19 protein-coding genes are annotated in these 20,875 nt (G+C 47.9%); 2 read left to right on the top strand and 17 right to left on the bottom strand.

What is annotated here, in order from left to right; all coding sequences use genetic code 11:
• Positions 1–30: 30 nt before the first annotated feature.
• The 6 genes from AADEFJLK_RS05910 to rpe all read right to left on the bottom strand — a co-directional run bounded on the left by AADEFJLK_RS05910 (position 31) and on the right by rpe (position 8,959).
• The gene (locus tag AADEFJLK_RS05910; protein ID WP_103973659.1) at positions 31–1,047 is read right to left on the bottom strand and encodes a sulfotransferase family protein; all 1,017 of its coding nucleotides are present in this window, start codon (positions 1,045–1,047) and stop codon (positions 31–33) included.
• On the bottom strand, positions 1,029–2,381 hold the full coding sequence (locus tag AADEFJLK_RS05905; protein ID WP_103973658.1) for a hypothetical protein: 1,353 nt from the start codon (positions 2,379–2,381) through the stop codon (positions 1,029–1,031). The genes AADEFJLK_RS05910 and AADEFJLK_RS05905 overlap by 19 nt, the downstream gene beginning before the upstream one ends.
• Before the next feature lie 213 nt (positions 2,382–2,594).
• Positions 2,595–3,902: a sulfotransferase family protein gene (locus AADEFJLK_RS05900; protein WP_103973657.1), complete on the bottom strand. Its 1,308-nt coding sequence runs from the start codon at positions 3,900–3,902 to the stop codon at positions 2,595–2,597.
• A 177-nt stretch (positions 3,903–4,079) separates the two neighbouring features.
• Complete coding sequence (locus AADEFJLK_RS05895; protein ID WP_103973656.1) at positions 4,080–5,111, bottom strand: hypothetical protein; 1,032 nt, start codon at positions 5,109–5,111, stop codon at positions 4,080–4,082.
• Positions 5,112–5,123: 12 nt separating this feature from the next.
• Positions 5,124–7,904, bottom strand: a complete 2,781-nt coding sequence (locus tag AADEFJLK_RS05890) for a tetratricopeptide repeat protein (RefSeq protein WP_103973655.1) — start codon at positions 7,902–7,904, stop codon at positions 5,124–5,126.
• Positions 7,905–8,287: 383 nt separating this feature from the next.
• Positions 8,288–8,959, bottom strand: a complete 672-nt coding sequence (gene rpe, locus AADEFJLK_RS05885) for a ribulose-phosphate 3-epimerase (protein ID WP_088617594.1) — start codon at positions 8,957–8,959, stop codon at positions 8,288–8,290.
• Positions 8,960–9,255: 296 nt separating this feature from the next.
• Between rpe and AADEFJLK_RS05880 the strand changes: the two genes are divergently transcribed.
• The gene (locus AADEFJLK_RS05880; RefSeq protein ID WP_103973654.1) at positions 9,256–10,113 is read left to right on the top strand and encodes a fumarylacetoacetate hydrolase family protein; all 858 of its coding nucleotides are present in this window, start codon (positions 9,256–9,258) and stop codon (positions 10,111–10,113) included.
• Positions 10,114–10,139: 26 nt separating this feature from the next.
• Here AADEFJLK_RS05880 and AADEFJLK_RS05875 read toward each other — a convergent pair whose 3' ends face one another.
• The 5 genes from AADEFJLK_RS05875 to AADEFJLK_RS05855 all read right to left on the bottom strand — a co-directional run bounded on the left by AADEFJLK_RS05875 (position 10,140) and on the right by AADEFJLK_RS05855 (position 16,157).
• Positions 10,140–11,741: an ATP-binding protein gene (locus AADEFJLK_RS05875; protein ID WP_088617596.1), complete on the bottom strand. Its 1,602-nt coding sequence runs from the start codon at positions 11,739–11,741 to the stop codon at positions 10,140–10,142.
• Positions 11,738–12,406 (bottom strand): response regulator, encoded by a 669-nt coding sequence (locus AADEFJLK_RS05870; RefSeq protein WP_088617597.1) that lies wholly within the window; start codon positions 12,404–12,406, stop codon positions 11,738–11,740. Before AADEFJLK_RS05870 ends, AADEFJLK_RS05875 begins: the two co-directional genes overlap by 4 nt.
• A 49-nt stretch (positions 12,407–12,455) precedes the next feature.
• Positions 12,456–13,124: an RloB family protein gene (locus AADEFJLK_RS05865; RefSeq protein WP_103973653.1), complete on the bottom strand. Its 669-nt coding sequence runs from the start codon at positions 13,122–13,124 to the stop codon at positions 12,456–12,458.
• Positions 13,117–14,439, bottom strand: coding sequence for an AAA family ATPase (locus tag AADEFJLK_RS05860; RefSeq protein WP_103973652.1), 1,323 nt, complete (start codon positions 14,437–14,439; stop codon positions 13,117–13,119). Before AADEFJLK_RS05860 ends, AADEFJLK_RS05865 begins: the two co-directional genes overlap by 8 nt.
• 77 nt (positions 14,440–14,516) lie before the next feature.
• Positions 14,517–16,157 (bottom strand): PQQ-like beta-propeller repeat protein, encoded by a 1,641-nt coding sequence (locus AADEFJLK_RS05855; RefSeq protein WP_249027989.1) that lies wholly within the window; start codon positions 16,155–16,157, stop codon positions 14,517–14,519.
• 212 nt (positions 16,158–16,369) lie between these two features.
• On the opposite strand from AADEFJLK_RS05855, the gene AADEFJLK_RS05850 reads away from it, so the two are divergent.
• Positions 16,370–16,558, top strand: a complete 189-nt coding sequence (locus AADEFJLK_RS05850) for a DUF6726 family protein (protein WP_088617601.1) — start codon at positions 16,370–16,372, stop codon at positions 16,556–16,558.
• A gap of 58 nt (positions 16,559–16,616) precedes the next feature.
• On the opposite strand, the gene AADEFJLK_RS05845 is transcribed toward AADEFJLK_RS05850, so the two are convergent.
• The 6 genes from AADEFJLK_RS05845 to AADEFJLK_RS05820 all read right to left on the bottom strand — a co-directional run bounded on the left by AADEFJLK_RS05845 (position 16,617) and on the right by AADEFJLK_RS05820 (position 20,863).
• The gene (locus tag AADEFJLK_RS05845) at positions 16,617–17,129 is read right to left on the bottom strand and encodes a phosphatidylglycerophosphatase A family protein (protein WP_103973650.1); all 513 of its coding nucleotides are present in this window, start codon (positions 17,127–17,129) and stop codon (positions 16,617–16,619) included.
• Positions 17,113–18,048, bottom strand: coding sequence for a thiamine-phosphate kinase (thiL, locus tag AADEFJLK_RS05840; RefSeq protein WP_103973649.1), 936 nt, complete (start codon positions 18,046–18,048; stop codon positions 17,113–17,115). Before thiL ends, AADEFJLK_RS05845 begins: the two co-directional genes overlap by 17 nt.
• A gap of 15 nt (positions 18,049–18,063) precedes the next feature.
• Positions 18,064–18,504, bottom strand: a complete 441-nt coding sequence (nusB, locus tag AADEFJLK_RS05835) for a transcription antitermination factor NusB (RefSeq protein ID WP_088617604.1) — start codon at positions 18,502–18,504, stop codon at positions 18,064–18,066.
• Positions 18,504–18,980: a 6,7-dimethyl-8-ribityllumazine synthase gene (gene ribH / locus AADEFJLK_RS05830; protein WP_088617605.1), complete on the bottom strand. Its 477-nt coding sequence runs from the start codon at positions 18,978–18,980 to the stop codon at positions 18,504–18,506. The genes nusB and ribH overlap by 1 nt, the downstream gene beginning before the upstream one ends.
• A 31-nt stretch (positions 18,981–19,011) precedes the next feature.
• Positions 19,012–20,112: a bifunctional 3,4-dihydroxy-2-butanone-4-phosphate synthase/GTP cyclohydrolase II gene (ribBA, locus tag AADEFJLK_RS05825; protein WP_103973648.1), complete on the bottom strand. Its 1,101-nt coding sequence runs from the start codon at positions 20,110–20,112 to the stop codon at positions 19,012–19,014.
• 94 nt (positions 20,113–20,206) lie between these two features.
• Positions 20,207–20,863, bottom strand: coding sequence for a riboflavin synthase (locus tag AADEFJLK_RS05820; RefSeq protein WP_103973647.1), 657 nt, complete (start codon positions 20,861–20,863; stop codon positions 20,207–20,209).
• Positions 20,864–20,875 lie beyond the last annotated feature (12 nt).

The raw sequence follows: 20,875 nt of genomic DNA, 5'->3' as shown, positions 1-20,875 counted from the left end.
CTGGCGCTTTGTCGGGAATGGCTTAAAGCATTATTCGGACGGCTCACCATCACTATTATAGGCATCGAACAAATACTGGATGTCATTGTTTTTATCGATGATAATCGCCTGATAAAGCTTATCGGCTTGGCATAAACATTCACTAATGGCATCTAGCTGTGCCAAGGCTTGCTTATTATCGCTGCGCAGCCTTAACTTGCCGACAGCACGGTAAGCACGGGGAATTAATTCTGAAAAGCCTGCAAAAACCGCATCGGTCGCTGGCATACGTTGATGGTAATAGGTCGGTTCTATTGCCGCTAAGGCAGCGGCCATAACCTCAGGCGAGCTATTTGGCCAAGCAATCGCACACTGCTTAGAAATACGCGCCATGGTTTGTCCAGGTTCCTGTAACAAATCACTATAATTGACAAAACAGCGTTTTAAGCCGCGCGTATGGAATTCAGCCGCCAAAATATGCCGCAACCACACCAAAAAGGTTTTTTCCCATAAAAATAAATCCCTTTTTTCCAACGACTTCGCCACTTCAACAGGATGCCTGTAAGGGATCACCACCTTAACCTGCACCTTTAGCGTTTTCAAAACATCCAGCCATAAAGGGATGAATCGGCACATACGCGGGTCTTTAATGGCAAAACACGGCGAATAGCTAAACTGCTTGAGCAAATAAGCGCCCAGAATCGCCTTATAGTCGTTGCCGATAAGCGAGGCTAACCAACTTTCATCAATCGGTAACAGATCATCCCAAGACGAACCCAACAAGGCGAACAAATCGTCATGGATTTGCGCCAACTCAAACGACTCCCAATAGCCCGCCTCGTTATCCCAATTAGGTGTCATTAAATGGTCGGCTAAATCGACCCCCAATAAGTTGATGACCCGCGTCAGCACCGAAGTGCCGCTACGGTGCATCCCAAGGATTAAAATAGCCTGTTGGTTACGGCATGGCGCACCCAAATCGCGGGCAGGTGCACCAGTCGGCTCAGATAAAGCGTCGTCAGCGGCTAGCTTAACGATTTTATCTAAGGCTATTTTTTTTTTACACAAAACGCCTTGTCAAATGCGTCCAAGTCTATCAATTGCGCCAAATAAGGCGTTGCTGAGGCATTATTTTTGGCAATATCCCGATGGGTGACAACCCATTCCGGTTGCTCAGGATAATCTGCCAGCAATTGCCCGAATAAGACTGCCGCCTGCGCCCAAAAATCCGCAGCGGCGGCATCATTTTGGGCTTTTTTATCAGTAGCCACGCGATGGCAAGCAACACTGCCTTCCAATAATTGTTTGGCATGGGCATTCAATACCCATTCCTGATCATTACCATACAGCTTCAAATACCGGCCCAGTAATAAGGCCCCTTTTGTCCAATAATCAGCGGCTTTAACATCATCGACACCTTTACTGGCGACGGCAACACGGTCACAAGCAAGCCCACCTTCAAGCAATTGCTTTTTATGGGAGTTAATGACCCATTCAGGGGCATCAGCCGTCATCTTCAAATACTGCCACAATAACGCCGCACCTTTTAGCCAATTATCCGCCGCTTTAGCGTCATCTGTGCCTTTATTGGCGCTCGCGGCACGGTCACCCGCTACCCCACCTTCTAAAAATTGCTTTTCAAATAACCGCGCCACCCACTCAGGTTGGTCAGGATACTGTGCCACCAGACGGCCCAATAACAAAGCGCCATTCACCCAATAATCCGCAGCCCTATCATCATCGCTATTTTTAGCGGCATCCGCCAAGCGGTCATAAATCATGCCGCCTTCCAGCAACTGCTTGGTGTACATAGGTGCAAGCCATTCAGGCGCATTCGGGTAAAGCTTGACATACTCACCCAATAACGCCGAGCCTTTTACCCAATAGTCGGCGGTTTTAAGGTCGTCAGTACCTTTACTGGCCTGCGCCACACGATCAAACGCCGCACCACCTTCCAACAAATGCTTCTGATGATAATTTGCCACCCACTCCGGTTGGTTGGGATACAGGGACAAAACTTGGCTAAACAATAAGCTGCCTTTTAACCAGTAACCAGCAGCTGTATCATCATCGCCTTTATTCGCAGTCGCCAAGGCATCACAAGCCAAAGCACTGCCAATAAGTTGCTTGGCGTGGAGAGTAGCGGCCCATTCAGGCACTTGTTGGGTTTTTTTCATCCAAATCTCGACCATCTCAGCAATACGGGTACGCTGCTCCAGCACTTGCTCAGGCTGCGCATCATCAACCGCCTTGTTTAGGATGTTCGCTTCTTCGATAAGCTGGGTTGTTGTTAACGAATTCAAATCAACGGTCATAAACTGCTCCAGTTGGGTATTGATACGGATATTTTTGTTGATCAGTTTTGGTTTTTTCTTCGCCTGGTTCTTTCGTGCTTTTTTCATTTTTATACCTTAATTATTTTTACTATTTTTCAGTTAAACTGGGTTCAGATTAAACTATGCACAAGTCAATTTAAAAATCTTTTTTAGGTAAGCTTTTTAGCTGCAACATATTTTTAAGCCCATACCTCCCAGACAATTATCAGCTCTTTCAAAAACATAGACAGGATAAGCCCGCGACCGAAAATTTTTCAATTTTTAAGGTCGGGCAACCATTTATTTAACAGGAAGCCCCAGTGAGCCAAATTCAGTTGAAAACTTAGATATAATCCGATCAACCAAGGTTTGCTCAGTCGGATCAAGCTGTTCATCTTGGGTAACATGCTGCTCAAAAACAGTATCACGTTCCAAAATGACTGATGAGAGCCGTTTCAATATATCGGGAGTGTTTTCAAGACCGACAAAATCTAAAATCCCCCCAAGCACCGCCTCATCGCCAGAAACAAGATCCTCAAACCTTACCACTAAGGCGCAGTTACCGCGAAAATTAACCGACCTAACAAAATTAGCAATCCTACTTGCATATAATTCAATCTCATTTTCTAACGAATCTGTTTGATGTATTTTTTTCAGGAACTTAATTCTAGAACTTAGATAATCGCTAAAATTTCTAATCAGAATGACTTCCTTAAAGCCTTCAATCATCAAATGCCCTAAATAAATCCCAATAGGATCCCAAGACTTTTCCACTAAATGGGTCGGTGCAGGCTTGTCTGGGCTGGTGTAGCATGTTGCAAAATAACTGGCTAACAACGTAAAAAGCCCTTTTTGATAATCCTTAGGATAAGTGTGGCAAACATAGGCTTTTAATTTACTGTCACCTGCCTTCTTAAACAAACTGGGCGCCAAAAATGGCGGGCGTTCCAAATATTCTAAGCTGCTATAAAGGCTACCTTTATTCAAATCAGTCCCAGGACATTGTCCGGTCTGAATAAGACAATTCATTAAAAAGTGTTCAATAAAACGCAACTCTCCTGGATTATCCAAAACATTAGACACCCCCGCATTAGGGTGGTGTGTTAACGCCCTACATAATATGGTACTGCCGCTCCTGCCCGTACTCGTAACAACTACTGGGGTAAACGCTAACTGCCCAAGCAATTCCTTACGCGAACTGAGGAAAACTAATGTGCATAAATTTATCGGATATCGGATAACGCCATCTGAAAGGATAGCAACCAACATTAAGGGACAATCTTTGTTAGTGAGATAAGCAGGAATTGACACCCGAAATCCGCAATTAAGCTCAACCGCCTTATCTTTACTGGCCTGAATGACTTTTTTTACGTCAGGCCTAGGAGAAAATGAGGTAACCTCATGAAATCCTCTATCGCCAATTATAAATTGTAAGTTTTCAATATAAAAACCTTCCTTCAAACTAACAACCCAACCCGCTATTTCAACCATGTGATTTGAAAAAAGCTCACCGTTGCTTGGATTGTCGATAGCAAACATAAGCGAATCAAGATCATAATCTTCGATTTTAGTGATTGCTTGATATTCTAAGAGCCAAAAATTACTCATTTGTTATTGATCCAGTAAAAAATAGACAGCCCGTACAAATGCCTGTCAAAATCCGGTCTGTATAAGACAATAACGTCCCACCCAAACCGATTGAAGTATATAAAAACTACGGGGTAAAAGCCGCCCTTCCCTATTGGAAATACAGAACAGTTGCGGTATGGCTTCTAAGAAACAATATCATGCATTCACTAAAAACCACTGATAATAACCGCCGTCTTTTTCGGTAGAATAAGGGTCGGTAAAATAATTTTGCAGGTCTTTTCTATGGCGATAGAGGATACGGGCCTCGTTGGTCACTTTTTCGCCATTCGCATAGTAACCGTAATACCACGTTTTGGGCAACCGCTCATCTTTAAACTCGATAACCTTGCGCTTATACCACGCCCACAACTCATAGACCTCGACATTATCCTTCGCATAGCGCTCCGTCATTATGTCACCAATTGGCCCTAATTTGGTAAAATGATAAAACTTCAGCGTATCATTCTTAACTAAAATAGTACCCTCATCGGTGATTTTAATTTTTCTATGGCCTAAGTTCCAACTGGCGACATTACAGCCATAATCCCGCAGAATATACAGTTCGCTGAAATAACAGGGGGCTAGGTCGCATAATTTTTGGTCAACAAAAATCCCCTTGTCTTTCTCGTCGAAACAAAACGCTTGTAGGCGGTCACTCCACCACGTCGCAAATTGGTTGCCTTGCTTGTTATTTTTAACGGCCACAAAGCCCAAGTTAAAAACGCCATGCAACGATGAACACAACTCGTTATCTTGAATAGCAAACACCTCATGTTTGCTTTCCGGTTCCAACTGGTGCGGAGTCAGGACGATGCTGTAAGTATCGAGCAACCTTTCGATAGAACCAAGGCTATCAAAAACAGCGATGTCAGGGTCTAAATAAATGACTTTTTCGCAGCCTTGGGCCAGCAAATATTCTAAAAACGGCCCCTTTACCGCCGTACACAACTCCACCACATCATGCTTAAACATCCATTGGTTAACGTTTTGTACCGGCAAGTCGGTACTCCAAAACACCTTATCAAACGGCTCGGCACTCCAATCGTGGCTATAGACATCATCAGGATAATCGGTTAGCAGCAACCAAAACGTATAATTAGGATTATGCCTTTTTAAGCTGGTCGCCAGCACTTTGGCACGATCAAGATAATAATAGTTGCAACTGGTATAGACATGGACATCGCTCACTGGGCACCTCAATCAATTAACGTTTTCAAGAACACACGCTGACATAACGCCAGGCTTTAAGGTATAGGTATAGGCTTTGGAGGCCTCAAGCAACTGGTCGACAGCCCCACCCGAAAACATAGCCACCAATTGCTGGATATTGTCGTATATCTGGCCGCACTCATATTGCTGAATCAAGGCCACCACATTGCCGCTATCTTTGTGCGCGACCAACGCCGCCCCTGAAACCAACGCTTCGTGGGCAGTAAAACAAAACGTTTCCGGCCACTTTGAACCCAACACCACCACATCTATCGCATTATCTTTTAATGCCGTAATCATGGCATCCGGGTCGGTGTTAGAGACATGGACGCTAAGATGGGTAATATGCTTTACCTCAGGATTAGTAACCCCAAACACATAAAATTTATATTTGCCGCTAGTGCCGAACGTTTCGGCTAATTTTTCAAACTCAAACCAGCCTTTATGACCGACCAGTTGCCCCAAATAAGCCACCCTAATTTCTGGATGTTTTTTCGCTTTTGGAACCGGCAACAGCGTTTTCTCTAAATACCGATGCGGGGAAACGACCACATTTTTATAAGGCAAAGTCGTCTTATCGACAAAAATTTGCGCGGCGACCGCAGAAGGGGCAATCAATGAGAAAGGGATCGTGCCAAATAAGATTTCAAACTGCGCCAAATGCTTGACCCTATCGTCATGGTAAACGCATATTTCACAACCGGCTTTATCAATTTTAGGCGCATTACAATAAGTAATGTCGTTTCTCAATAAAGTATATTGCGGGCAGATCATAAAATAATCATGCAGCCACAGATACGCTTGGTTAAATTTAAAGGCGCTGTGCAAAGCCAATAACGAATCGACATTACAGCCCAATAAAGAATGGACCAACATCAGCCACTCTTTGTCACCCGAATAGTTAGCGCTATAGTCAGAAAACACCTCAACCAAGCAGTCGCTGCTGACAAAGCCCACCCAAGTGCCATTCAGGCTCATGCCATAATAGAATGTCCGCGAGGTTTCGGAAAGGTCCAAAATCGGCAAGGGTTGCTTTGGGTATAAATGGATATACAAATAACCTTCAGCATTAAAAAGCTCCAACTCTTGCTGAATCGCCAATTGAATGCCGCCCACACCCGACATGGCATTGTCATGGCTGACGGATAAAACGATGCTGGTGCTGTCGGTCAAAAACTTATCCAACAAAAGGCTGAGGATAGATTTGCCGACTAAAGGGTTCCGGTCGCGGCTCAGCCAATGTTTGGCACGGCTTTCTAATGTTTGCAACGTACCGAGAGTTTTTCTTTCAGCCGCAGCGAACGGTTTGTAAACCCGCCCCTCGTAACGTCCTGAAACTATGTAATGATAAAATGGATTGACACCGCTATCCTTAACATCATGATTGTTATCCAAATAATATTTGGATTCAAACTCCAAATTCGGATCAAAGCCTTTTGCTGCCCCGACAGTAAGATAATGGGCAATCGGATCAACTTGCTCCTTTCTGACTTCGGGATACTTAGTCAGATAATAAGAGATGTCAAAACCGTCCTTGATCTTTTCGTATTGATATTTCAGGCTATCATCCAGTTCGATGATCTTGGTAACGACATAATCTGCTATCAACCCGGCCACTGGCTCAACAACCGACTCATCTTCCTCACCTTCTGCGGTATCGGTAACGGCAGTGCTTTCGTAGCGGTCAGAAATATGCCCGCTCATATCAATAAAACCGTACTTGCTCCATTCCTCCAACAACTCAAGGGTAACGGGGTCGGCCATCACCAACAAATACTGGTCAGTACCGGAAACTTGGCAGGTCAGCAGGTGTTTGATGGTTTTATCATGGAAATCAAATTGTCCGTCCAGACAGACATCACTCCATTTTAAGCTGAATTCGCAGCGCACGGGTACGCCATAGATAGCCGACACATAGGTATCCACCGTATCGGTGACAACCGTGCCCAATTTTTTATTATCCAAGAAAATATCCAAGGCAACGGGTGCGTCTGGTTCCGCGGCCATATCGAAAAACCAGCCACGGATGCCTTCCTCATTCACAGAGCGGATACAGCCGTATTGCCCCTCACGGGTCGATTGGGTAATCCCCGGATGGATTATTTGCGGATTTTCCACCCCATAATCAGCGAGTAAACTCTCATATAACTCCGCCACTTTTTGGTAAAAATAAGCCGCTTCCGTCGTTTCACAAATGCCGGCATACAAAAGGGCGATTAATTTAGTGATGTCAAATAACTGCCCCTCATCCAAATGATCAGAAATAAGTTTCTTATATTCATCTATCACAATCAGGGTATTGAGCTGTTTTAGGCGGATTTTTTCCAATCGCGCCAGCAACGCATCTGAGCGGTTCGGGTTTAAATCAACCGCCCGTTGAAAATACAAGGCGGCAACATTAAACTCGCCCTTCATCTCTAAAGCGTTACCTAAACCTATATAGCCCCAAACTACAGGCTCGCGGCTTAATATTTCTTGATAATAGCTTATCGCCAGATCAAGCTTGCCTTCCATGAAGCACCGCTCTGCCAAGCGGCCAATATACTCAATCCGATGGGAATCCAACTCATAAGCCCGACTCAGATAACCAAGAATTTGGTCATTATTAATGCCTTTTTGGCGGTAAATTTCCGCGCATAAATAATGCCCTTCCGCTTCATCAGGAAATAACTGTAATGCCAATTCCGCCATCTCTAATGCGTCATCAAGCTTATTATCATGAAACAAGGCTTTAATATCACCAAATACTTGGATAGCTGTTTTTTCATTCATATTTTGAATTTCCAATAAATTTATAGAGGAGGGATAACCTCTCAAAGAACGGCTTAAAAATATCTTATCTACAGTAGTTTTATTGCTACACGCGGATTAACTTAAAATGAGCATTTTTGAAAGAAGAAACATTTTTGCACGATGGCAATGATAGGGGTATAGGCATTAACCCACTAATTTATGACGATTAAAACGCTTGGCATGTCTGTCGGCTGAGTTGTCGGCCATCACAGGCCTTTAGCGACAATAGGGTGATACCCTATGCAAACTGGGATAAAGCTAGAAAACTTTTCCGAAGAAACACCGCCACAACCGATATTGAGGTTGCGGCGGCATTTTCAGAATCTGACAGCCTGCCGTATCCTTGCCGGATACCCGTCAGTTTACTCGGCCAACGCTAATTCCACCCGCATATCATCAATCACTTTTTTATAATCCGGTTGGTTAAAAATCGCCGAACCGGCCACAAAAGTATCGGCGCCCGCCGCCTTAATGGCACGGATGTTATCGGCTTTGACGCCACCGTCGATTTCTAAACGAATGTCTAAGCCGCTGTCATCGATGATTTTTCTGACTTGGCGCAATTTATCCAATGCGGAAGGGATAAACGATTGGCCGCCGAAACCTGGATTGACCGACATCAATAAGATGATGTCCAGCTTATCCATAACGTAATCCAGATAATGCAAAGGGGTACCCGGATTAAATACCAAACCCGCTTTGCAACCGTTGTCATGGATCAATTGCAAAGTCCGGTCAATATGTATAGACGCTTCAGGATGAAACGTAATAATGCTCGCACCTGCTTTGGCAAAATCAGGGATAATGCGGTCAACAGGTTCTACCATTAAATGCACGTCAATCGGTGCAGTGACACCGTGCTTTCTTAATGCTTCACACACTAAAGGCCCGATGGTCAAATTAGGGACGAAATGGTTGTCCATCACGTCAAAATGGACAATATCGGCCCCAGCAGCCAACACGTTATCGACTTCTTCGCCTAATTTGGCGAAATTGGCGGATAAAATAGAAGGGGCAATCCAATTTGGTTTCATTTCTCGTATTCCTCGTTATTAAAAAAACCCGTCAGCAATTGTTTCACTGGGGGTACTTACGTTATAGTTTATTGTTATATTGTCTCCACCGCCGCCTATCGGCAGAGCCGCCACGCCCTGTGCTTGTAGAGTTTAGCAAACGATAACATTGCCGACACAATACCGTCAATTGTAAATAAGTCACAGAGTGGCCGAGCTTTGCCCATCAAAACGCATCCAAGCCAAAAAATATCAACTAGTTACCCGATTTACTCATAGCCGCACTTTACTAAAAACCTTGCTCCTAGGAACTCATCATGAAACTCGTCACTTTTACGCACCAAAATAGCACCCGAATGGGTGCAGTCGTCGGCAACTATGTCATTGATAGTGATGGTAGCCCCGACCTGCCCGCACAAATGTTGGACTTTCTCGCGGCAGGCACTACTGCAATGGCCGCGATGCAACAATGGCTTATCAGCGGCCAGGGCAGGCGCATCCCTTTAAACGAAGTTATCCTAGCATCACCTGTGCCAAGACCAGGAAAATATCTGGCCATCAGCCTTAACTATGCCGACCATATTGCCGAGACAGGCCGTGAACGCCCCGAATATCCCAGTTTTTTCACCAAACAAAGCACTTGTGTCATCGGACACGGCACGGCCATCCAGCAACCGAAAGTATCCGATAAGCTCGATTACGAGGGTGAACTGGCCTTTGTCATCGGTCAACGCTGCCGCCATGTCCCCGTAGACAAAGCCCGCGAAGTCATTGCCGGTTTTACCGTCGCCAACGATGTCTCCGTGCGGGATTGGCAAATGCACGCCCCGACCATGATGGTCGGCAAATCGTTCGACACTTGCGGGCCATTAGGGCCGTGGCTGGTCACCGCCGACGAAATCCCCGACCCGCATAATCTGACAATTAAAACGTGGGTGGACGACGAGTTGCGGCAAAACGCCAATACCGGACAAATGCTGTTTAACTGCTATGAAATGGTCGCCTATTTATCGCAGGCCATGACCCTAGAGCCCGGCGATGTGATCGCTACCGGCACACCAGCGGGGGTTGGGGTAAAAATGAAACCGCGCGGCTATTTAAAGCCGGGGCAAACCGTGCGCGTAGAGATTGAAGGTATCGGCACTTTAGCAAATCCGGTCATTGCCGAACGGTAAAGTATTTATCTTAAGTGCTCTGCGGCCTATTCCGCCAAGCTTTTGAAAAAACTCAGCTTGCGTTGCCACGATTGGTTGCTGTCGGCTTTTTGCAAAGGGAAGCCGATAGTCACTTTCAGGCCGCCCAACTGCGACACACCCAGTATCAAATCGGCATTGTGGATGGCGGCAATACGCTCGACAATCGAGAACCCCAAGCCCGTACCCGGCGCGGTATGCGCCGTTTCCGTACAACGGTGGAAGCGTTGCAGGGATTTTTCATACTGGTCAGGGGCAATGCCCGGCCCCGAATCTTCCACCGATAACAGCAACTGACCGTCTTTCTCTACCAAGCTAATCAGGATCGAACCTTTGGCAGGGGTATACTTAATGGCGTTATCAATGATGTTACGGATTAAAATCGCCATCAGCGGCGGATTCACCTGCACAGGCGGCGGGTTATCCTCGACAAATTCCATAAAAATGCCTTTTTTATACGCTTCCGGCTCCAATTCGGCGACGATCTGCACCACCTCACGCCCTAAAGGTGTCGGCTCTTGGGTCAAAAATTCCGCGCTGGATTCAATCCGCGAAAAGGTCAACAATTGTTGCACCATATAGGTCATCCGATTGACCGCCTGCTCGATGCGCTTTAAGGCCTGCTTGCGGACATCATCATCATGGGTACGCAAAGCCACTTGGGCTTGGGTCAATAAACCCGCCAGCGGTGTCCGCAGCTCATGCGCGGCATCCGAGGTAAAACGCCGCTCATGCTCAAACGCCTGCTCAAGCTGGGCGAACAGGTTGTTAATTTCGTAGACCACGGGCAAAATCTCATTGGGCAGTTTGCGCGTGGACAAAGGCTTAAGATAACTGGCCTCACGCTTGGACAATGACCGCTCTAGCCTATCCAAAGGCTTTAAACAATGCCCGACAATAAACCAAATCACCAAGCCCAAAAACGGCAGGCCTATCAGCAACTGCAACGCTGTATGCGCGGAAATTTCATCGGTCAATTCGGCGCGGATCTCTTCCTTCTGCCCGACATGCACCACATATTGGCCTGTCGCATCGGAAATACTAAAGACATGCCATAACTGCCCGTCAATATTGGCTTGGCTGAAACCGTCATCCTCTTTAGAAAAAGCGAATTTAGGCGCGCTTTCCGAGCGCAGCAACAGGCCATCTTTTTTCGACCAGAGCTGGAAAGCGATTTTGCGCTCATAATCCCGGCCTAAGGCATTGGCTTGCAGGACATCGTCAAACACATACCATAACTGGCTGTCGATACGCCCCTTATCAAAACCCTGCACAGAAAAATTTGGCTTGTCGTTAGACTGGGCAAAAAAATCGGTATTCCATGCCCATAACTGCACACCGTTTTTGCGCTTAAACTTATGCTTTAAAGCATAATCATGGAGATTTTTATCCAACTGCCCTTGGCTCCATAAACTCGACAACGAGCCTTCACGCAACAAGCTTTCGACAAAGGCATGTAACACCCGTGCCGATTGCGACAGCTCGGCATCGAACAGATTGGCGACTTCGGTGCGGGTCTGCTTGTAACTGACATAGGCGGCAATGCCCCAAATCAGCATCGCCGCCGACAGCAGACTGACCAGCAATAATTGGCGTAAGGAATAATTCATTGTCCGGTGTCGCTGTCAATAATGTAACCGACCCCGCGCACCGTGCGGATCAGGCTGGCATCAAGCTTTTTGCGCAAATGGTGGATATGCACCTCAACTGTATTACTTTCGATGTCGGCATTCCACGAATACAAACTCTCTTCCAGCCGGGCGCGGGAAATCACCCGCCCGATATTGCCCATTAAAAAATTAAGTATCTCGAATTCTTTTTGCGACAACTCAACTTTTTCATTGTTGAATGTCACCTGATGCGCCGCCGGATCCAGCACCACACCTTTATATTCAATCGTCGGCACACTCCGGCCTTCATTGCGCCGCGCCAACGCGCGGAGCCGGGCACAGACTTCGTCCAGATCAAACGGCTTAATGACAAAATCATCGGCACCGCTGTCCAGCCCCAACACGCGGTCCGGCACGGTATCCCTGGCCGTCAGCACCATGACAGGCGTTTCGTCCTTACGCGAGCGCAGGGCGCGTAGAATCGACAAGCCGTCCATATCCGGCAGGTTTAAATCCAGTACAATCAGCTCATAGCTGTTCAGCTTAAGGGCCTCGTCCGCTAACTTACCGTTGGTCAGCCAATCCACCGCATAGCCTTCCATCGTCAAACCAGCGACCAAACCGTCACCGAGTATCTCATCATCTTCTACTAGCAAAAGTCGCATAGGCTTATATTTTTCCCACAGGGGTTAAATTAGGTTCAGAAAACCATTTTCAGGTAGTTTTATGCCCATCCCCAGAGCTAGGCACAATGCCATTTTGTATAATTTTATCCAATAACCGATAGAGCGTGGTTGACGGGTTCCCATACGGATCGCCCGTAGCCTCATGCCCGGCCAATTGCCGTTCTGCGCGGGTTCTGGCTACCGTAAACCTATCTTTAATGGCTTCAAAGTCAATTATTTTACTGCCGTCCGACTGATAGCTTGGCATGTGTTCCGCCAATTCCCGTTGCAACTTATGCCTGTGAATAGGGGCTTGATGGTCTGCAAAATGCAATAACGGCCAGATTTCTATGCAGGGATTGGATATGGCTATCTGCACGTTATTGGCTTTGGCCATATCAAGCGCTTGGGGGATATTGGGATGCTCATCCCTATCGAATACCGCCCAGACTTCAAACAGCTTATCAAAACTATCGGTTTTCTTCCGCCCGTCACGCGCCTTTTTTCGGGCGACAGCGGTCTGCACAATCGTTAAGGGCGCACCGGCCGGGGCTACCGTCTCAACCTCCACCAAGCCGTTACCATAATGCCTGGCAAAACTTTTCAAATATGCCGGTTCCGTGTTTTTGCCTTCGCAGACCGCGATAATTAAAAACTTAGGGGACTTATTGGCTGGTTTCCGGCTTGTCGGTCTGGAGGACGGAATTTTTCTAGCCATTGGAAGGGCTTTCGCTTTGGAAAAGCTGTTGCATATCCCCCAAGAACGGAATGGCACCAAACCGCCCTTCTAAATAACCTTTTTGGATATTGTCCGTTGCGCGTAATTGGTAATCCGTTAAAGGGGCGATGACGGTCGCGCCATCCGGCGCTTTTTCAGAAAACCAAATCTGGTCGCGCCTTAAGATATTGCTGCACAAAATATGGGTTTCATGCGTGGTGAAGAGCAACTGCGCCCCTTTGGGGTTGGTCTCTTTACGGTTAAACAGCTTGATTATTTGAAGGGTTAAGAACACATGCAGGCTAGATTCAATTTCATCAACAATAAAGACACCGCCCTGATTTAAGACTTTAAATGCAGGGGCTAATAACGCGACCAGCGCTTTAGTGCCAAGGCTTTCCTCTTCCAAATCAAACGGTACAATATTGCCGTGTTGATCCTTATGAGCCAGTTCAATAATATCGCCATCTTTAATCAAAGTATCCATATTGAGGGCGTGGTCGCCTAAAGAATCATTAACAACATTTTGTAAGCCGTTTAAGATCTTAAGCTCAATATCGTCACGGTCTTTGGTTTTTAATTCAACAGCATCTATTCCTGATCCAGAATTACTTATAAAATAAGATACTTGCTTTAATGTGCCACATTCCTTAAGAATAGGTACCATAAACAATGACTGCAAAAGCTGTTGATGATAATTATAATTAATCCTAAAGAAAAAACTTAAGTTAAAACAGCTATAAATCGCCCCTAAAAGTTCGTGATTATTTTGGGCCGCCGTACTCAAATATAAGCTGTTCGCCCTAGTAAGCTTGGCAATAAGCCTATTTTCACCTTTTAAATGGCTGCTGAATTTATAAACATTCTCTTCGGCTATACTTCTATGAAATAAGACCTTCCTAGATTTACGCTTATCATAAGCATAAGCAAACAACCATTCTTCTGCCACCGCCTCATCATTAATTTTAAATCCATAATGATAATGCTTATCGGCAAAGATAAAATCAATGTCGAACTCGCTTACTTCAACTTTGGCATTGGAATTTAGCTTAAAGATAGACCGCTTAATGCCATTTGGCTTAGCTTGCGCATAAGAATCATTAATAAAACCCACTAAAAACGCCAAGGCCTCAATCATATTCGTCTTCCCTGACGCATTCGCCCCATAAATGCCAATACTGGGCAAAACAGGCTCAGGGATACCAACGTTTTTCAGCACATCAGCTTGAGGATCTTTCAAGCTAGAGGCAGTGAACAGCAATTCTTGATAGCCATAAATGGATTTGTAGTTGGCACATCCAAAACGAATCAGCATTGGCGTAATAAAGGATTTAGCGTGATGTATAAACCGGATTTTTGCATTATTTTGGTAAAAAGTCTAATTAGGCACGCCTAACCGCCAATCCGATAGGCCTCAATCATCGCCTTACCCGTACCAGGCATTTTTGACGACAGATAAATCATATCCCCAACAATCAGAGGCATGGACAATTGCCTGCCAGTACCTTGCAGGGTCTGTTTGACGACCACCGCCCCGTCTTGGGCGCGGATACCGTACAGCGTACCGTGGGTGCCGATGTCGACAATCCAGATAATCGCCTCGCCGTTAGCCCCCAAATGAGTGGTAAGGGCCGGAAAAGAGGGGTGGCTCCTGAACATCTGTAAGGCTTCGGCCTGTCCGGCCTTAGGAAACGTCCAAAAGGGCTTGAGTCTGGGCTGGCCATCGGCTAAAACCACTTTTAAAGCAACCACGCCCGATGAATGGGTCTGGTCGGCATTGAAGGCCGGGATAACCACAACCGGATCACCGCCCACAGCCGTTTGCACAGGCTGGGTCACAATCATCCCCGCCCAGCTCAGCTTACATAAATCGGTTGCCGAACCGCACACAGGGGCGATTTGCAAGCGGTCATATTGTTTGCCCAACTGCTCGGCATCAATCAAATAAGCCGCCCCATCCTTACCCGCTTGCACCAACACGGTCTGCCCGTTCGGCAGGCTGACTTTTATCGGCGTGTTGCCGCCTAAATCATAATCCATCCACGCCAAACACTCCCAAAAATCCTTATCGTCACATTCATGGTAAGGCGGTTTTAACGGTGCATTATGCGCCGCCAAACGGGGAATAAACAGATTTTTACAAGACTCCAAACAAGCGGCGCTGGGTTGCTTCGGATTAAAGGCCTCGCACAACTGGGCATCACACGCGGCGTCAAACTGCAAGCCGGGTTTAACCCGCAGCAAAGCATTGGCATAATCATGCCGCACCAAATCGACTTGGCCATTACCTGTGGGGATAAACAAATCGACATCACCTTGATTATCGACCACCAGCGGCCCGGTCGGCACCCACACGCCGCCGCCACAAATCATTTCCTGCGTGCCGTATTCCATTTTCACCGGGCAATCGGCTTCGGGCGTGGTCAATAAGACATTTTTAACCGCTCCCGCCACGCCCTGCCGCCGCCAAGCATCCATATCGATTTCAAAAACCCAGCCATGATAAGGCTGCACATCACCCGCATTGCCAAACGCGGCATAGACCAAGCCGTATTGGCTATCGACCCTATCAATATGTTTTAGCTCGGCATGGGAAAAAACGGTCGGCGGATTAAATTTGACCATACCCTTACCGTCGGAGCTGGGCTGTTCGGCGGTAAAGGTCAAGCTCGGAAAACTGTCGTCAATGCGCTGATGCTTAAGGTCGACCACCACCAATTGGTGGCGGGTGCGCACCCCCTGCCGCAAACATTGATAAGAAACCACCAATTTATCGCCTATCATCACAGGCGTAGAAATCAGTTGGATTTGCTCGCCAGGATCGGCAGGCATTTGCAACCGCCACAATAACGTGCCCGTTTCCGCATCCAATATCGCCACGACCCCATCGGATGCAGGCACAATCAGGCGCGGCTTACCGTGAGCGGTATCCAGCAAGGGCGAGGCAATAATACTGGCCGCGAATGCCGATGAAGGTAAATTGACGGTAGGGAAGATTTTTGCCAACGGTAAAAGGCCATTCTGCACAGACATTGCAGGATCAAAAGAGCTACACGCGGATAATATAATACTGGCAACTAAAAAGCCGCAACGGCTCAATGCAGATTTCATGAAGGCCTAGAACAGAAAAATAAAGGGCTTAAGAAGAAGGGTTAAGGGGAAAAGTTCAACACAGTTGCTGTTTCAGACGGAGCAGGTTATTGTACGTTTTCGATTAGCTGTTTTATGACACTTAGGAGTTCAACATGAAAGTAAAAAATGCGCTGTTATTGGTCGCTCTGGCCAGCCTGTTACAAGGCTGCTTGTTTACCAAACTTGTCAGCGTCCCGATGCGGGTCGGCGGCGCGGTCGTTTCTATCGTACCTACAGTAGGCAATACCGCACATGATGCAATTGATGAAGCGGCAGAAAAGGTTGACGACCTGCCGATTTAAGCGATTCCTACAAAAAACCAGGCGAACTATGGGCTGTTGGGGGTATCCCCCAACAGCCTTAACTTAACCAGCCCTGCCCCGCCATCAGCCATAATAAGATACCCGCAAATACCCCGGCCAACACATCGTCGAGCATAATACCCAAACCGCCGTGGACATGGCGGTCTATCCAACGGATAGGCCAGGGTTTAGCAATATCAAAAATACGGAACAGCACAAAGCCCCAAAACACCGCCGCCCAACTGAATGGCACCAACCATAAGGTGATCAGGTATCCGGCAATCTCGTCCCAGACAATACCGCCAAAATCATGCTCGCCCAGCTTGTCGGCAGCTACCCCACACAACCAGACCCCTACCCCCGTCACCAGCAGCGTCAAAATACTGTACAACAGCAATTCTGTTTGTGCAAACATACAATACAAGGGAATGGCGGCAACAGTACCAAAGGTGCCGGGGGCTTTTCTGGCCAGCCCTGAACCGAAACCAAATGCCAAAAATAGCACGGGGTCGGTTAATATCTGCTTGGGAGTGAGTTTATTGATGCCGACCGTCTCAAGAAAAATGCTCATAACCTTTGGTGTCTATAGAATGGAGAAGCCCGTCTTTACGCAAGCGCAAACCTGCGCCCGCGTCGATCACACCAATCTTCCGGCACTCGGCGGGTACTTGTGCCGCCAACTGCGGCGGTACGGTAAAACATAACTCATAATCATCGCCCGCAACCAAAGGCATCCGCCAATCGCCCGTAGCCTGACAATACCCCTGCACCGCCGCCGATAAAGGCAAGGCCGCCCAATCCACACACGCCCCGACCCGGCTCAGCCTGAGAATATGCCCTAAATCTCCCGCCAGACCGTCAGAAAGGTCGATACAAGCCGTCGCAATAGGCCGGATAGCCAAACCGGTGGCGACCCTAGGCACAGGGCAGTGAAAGCGGTTTAAAGCCGCCTCCAGCTCAAGGTACGCATAGCCTTGGAGGACTTTTAGGCCGAGCCCGGCATCGCCTAACGCCCCGCTCAAATAAATATCATCGCCGACTTGAGCGCCAGAGCGCAACAACGCCTGTCCGCGCGGCACTAAGCCCATAGCTTGCACCGTTAAGGTCAATGGCCCTGACGTGGTGTCGCCGCCAATCAAATCTACCCCAAACTGCCCCGCCAAAGCCAAAAAACCTTGGGCGAACGCCGCCAGCCAAGCCTCGTCAACACGCGGCAAGGTTAACGCCAAAGTCACCGACAAGGGCTGTGCGCCCATACTGGCAAGGTCGCTCAGATTCACCGCCAATAGCTTATGGCCTAAGCGATAAGGGTCTGTCCCGGCAAAAAAATGCACGTTTTCGACCATGGTATCGGCAGTGACCGCCAATTGGTAGCCGTCGGGTATGTCCAACAACGCGCAGTCATCACCTATACCCAAGGCCGTAGAGCGGTGGGTAACCGTCTGACGGGTAAAAAACCGCTGGATCAAACCAAATTCGGATAAGGCCATGAACCAATTAACGCGTTATTGCGCGGCTTGTTGCTGGGCTTGCATTTCGACCACCCGCTTTTGCCGGGCAATCTTATCCAAAATGCCATTCACATACTTGTGGCTGCCGTCCGCGCCGAAACATTTTGCCAAATTGATGCTTTCGTTCAGCACCACCTTATAGGGCATATTCAGACGGAACAGTAATTCGTAAGTGCCGATGCGCAAAATCGCCCGCTCCACCGGATCAATCAAATCCACCTCACGGTCGACAAATTCCGCCAAAGCCTGGTCTATGGTGTCAAGATGTTCGGGCACACCGTGGAACAGTTCCTTAAAATAACTTTTCTGCACATCTTTCAGCCAATCTTCTTCGCCAAACTGCCGCTCGATCAAGCTCAGATTTTGTCCGGTCATTTGCCATTGGTACAAGGCTTGTACCGCTGCCTTACGCGCGTTGGTGCGGGCCTGACTCATTAAAGTTCCATATTTTTAAACAAACTGACCATCTCGATAGCAGACAACGCCGCTTCCGCACCTTTATTGCCCGCTTTGGTTCCGGCACGTTCTATCGCTTGCTCAATGGTATCAACCGTTAACACACCAAAACTGACTGGGATATTATATTGCAAAGACACCTGCGCCAAACCCTTCACACACTCGCCCGCCACATACTCAAAATGCGGAGTGCCGCCGCGTATCACCGCGCCCACGGCAATAATCGCATCGTATTTTTTGCTGGCGGCAACACGCTGCACTACCATCGGCAATTCAAACGCCCCAGGGGCTTTGACTAAATGGATATCGTCTTTATCCGCACCATGACGCACCAACGCGTCAACCGCCCCCGCTTCGAGCTGCTCAACAATAAAGCTGTTAAAACGTGAAGCAACAATACAAAATTTTCCGCCTTGTGCGGAAAAAATCCCTTCATAGGTTTTTATTTTTGACATGATATTCTCTACTGACCTTACTTAATAAACTTCAACCGACATGCTCGGCGACTTCCAAATCAAACCCCGATAGGGCGATATATTTTTTCTGGGTTCCCAGCACCTTCAACTTATGCACCCCCAAATCTGCCAAAATCCGCGCCCCTGTGCCTGTGGTGCGCCAATCGGGATCAACCGTTTGTCCGGCATGGGCAATGCCATTATCTTCTAATTGGTAACTGTGGATCAGCTCCGCTAAGGCCTTATTATTTTCGCTTTGGCGGATAATCACCAACACGCCACGGCCTTCTTCGGCAATCTTTTGCATAGCCAAACGGACAGGCATATTACAGTCGCTACGTTTGGACGAAAACACGTCATCCAACAGATTCCGGGCATGAACCCGCACCAACACCGGCTCGTCACCCGACACCTGCCCCATCACCAAAGCCAAATGCACATTATCGTCATTACAGTCTTGATAGGCATACAGACGGAACTCGCCAAACTCAGTAGGATAAGCGCATTCGCTAATCCGCTCCAACGTGTTTTCATGTTGGATACGGTAATGGATCAAATCGGCGATAGTGCCGATTTTCAGCCCATGCTGCTGGGCGAACGCCTGCAAATCCGGCAACCGCGCCATAGAACCGTCTTCATTCAAAATCTCGACAATCACCGCCGCCGCTTCCACCCCCGCCAACCGCGCCAGATCACAACCCGCCTCGGTATGTCCGGCACGGTTGAGCACGCCGCCGGATTTCGCCATCAACGGAAAAATATGCCCAGGCTGCACCAAATCATCCGGCTTGGCACTATGGGCGACCGCACACTGGATGGTACGCGCCCGATCAGCGGCGGAAATACCCGTCGTCACCCCCGTGGCCGCTTCTATCGACACGGTGAAATTAGTCGAATGCGGGGTTTTATTTTCATTGACCATCAACGGCAAGCGCAATTGTTGGCAACGCTCAGGCGTTAAGGTCAGGCAAATCAGCCCGCGCCCATAACGGGCCATAAAATTGACATCTTCCGGGCGGGTAAAGGCAGCCGCCATCACCAAATCGCCTTCATTCTCGCGGTCTTCATCATCCATGATAATGACCATTTTACCCTGCCGTAAATCGGCGATAATTTCTTCGATAGTGTTCATTGTTGCCTAATTGAGAGTGAGACCTGCTAGGTCTAAGAGCGGAACCTCCGCTACCGTGCCATAAAGCCCCGACGGCAAACCGTACCCGCCAAGGTCAACCGAAAAAGCCGCTTTTTTTCAATAAATCTTCGGTAACGCCGCCGTACGGCTGCGCCGCCGCCTCGCCACGCATCAGCCGCTCCATATACCGCGCCAGAATATCCACTTCCAGATTCACCGCCGTACCCACCACCGCCGTGTCCAGCGTGGTTTCCTGCAAGGTATGCGGGACGATATTAACCCCAAACAACGCGCCGTTGACTTCGTTGACCGTCAAACTGATACCGTTGATGCAAATGGAACCTTTTTCGGCGATATACTTCGCCAAGCCATCAGGCACTTGCACGGTAAAACGCTGCGAACGCCCATCCTGCCGCCTGCCAACCACCTTGCCGATGCCGTCCACATGGCCGCTGACAATATGCCCGCCCATGCGCGTGGACGGTGTTAACGCCAATTCCAAATTAACCGCCGTACCTACCGCCGCTTGGCTCAGCGTCGTCCGCTCCCAGGTTTCGTTAGAAACATCGGCACAAAAATGCCGCACCCCCAACTCCACCGCCGTCAGGCACACGCCGTTAACGGCAATACTATCACCCAACTGCACGTCTTGAAGCGGCAGCTTACCCGTATCGATTTGCAAACGGAAATCGCCCGCCTTACGTTGGATAGCGGAAATTTTGCCTATGGCTAGAATGATGCCTGTGAACATGGTTTGTTTTAT

The organism is Methylovulum psychrotolerans (genome assembly GCF_002923755.1).
In the GTDB taxonomy this organism is placed as follows: domain Bacteria; phylum Pseudomonadota; class Gammaproteobacteria; order Methylococcales; family Methylomonadaceae; genus Methylovulum; species Methylovulum psychrotolerans.
The sequence above is the reverse complement of the archived record's forward strand: the minus strand, read 5'-3'. Positions and strand labels throughout refer to the sequence as shown.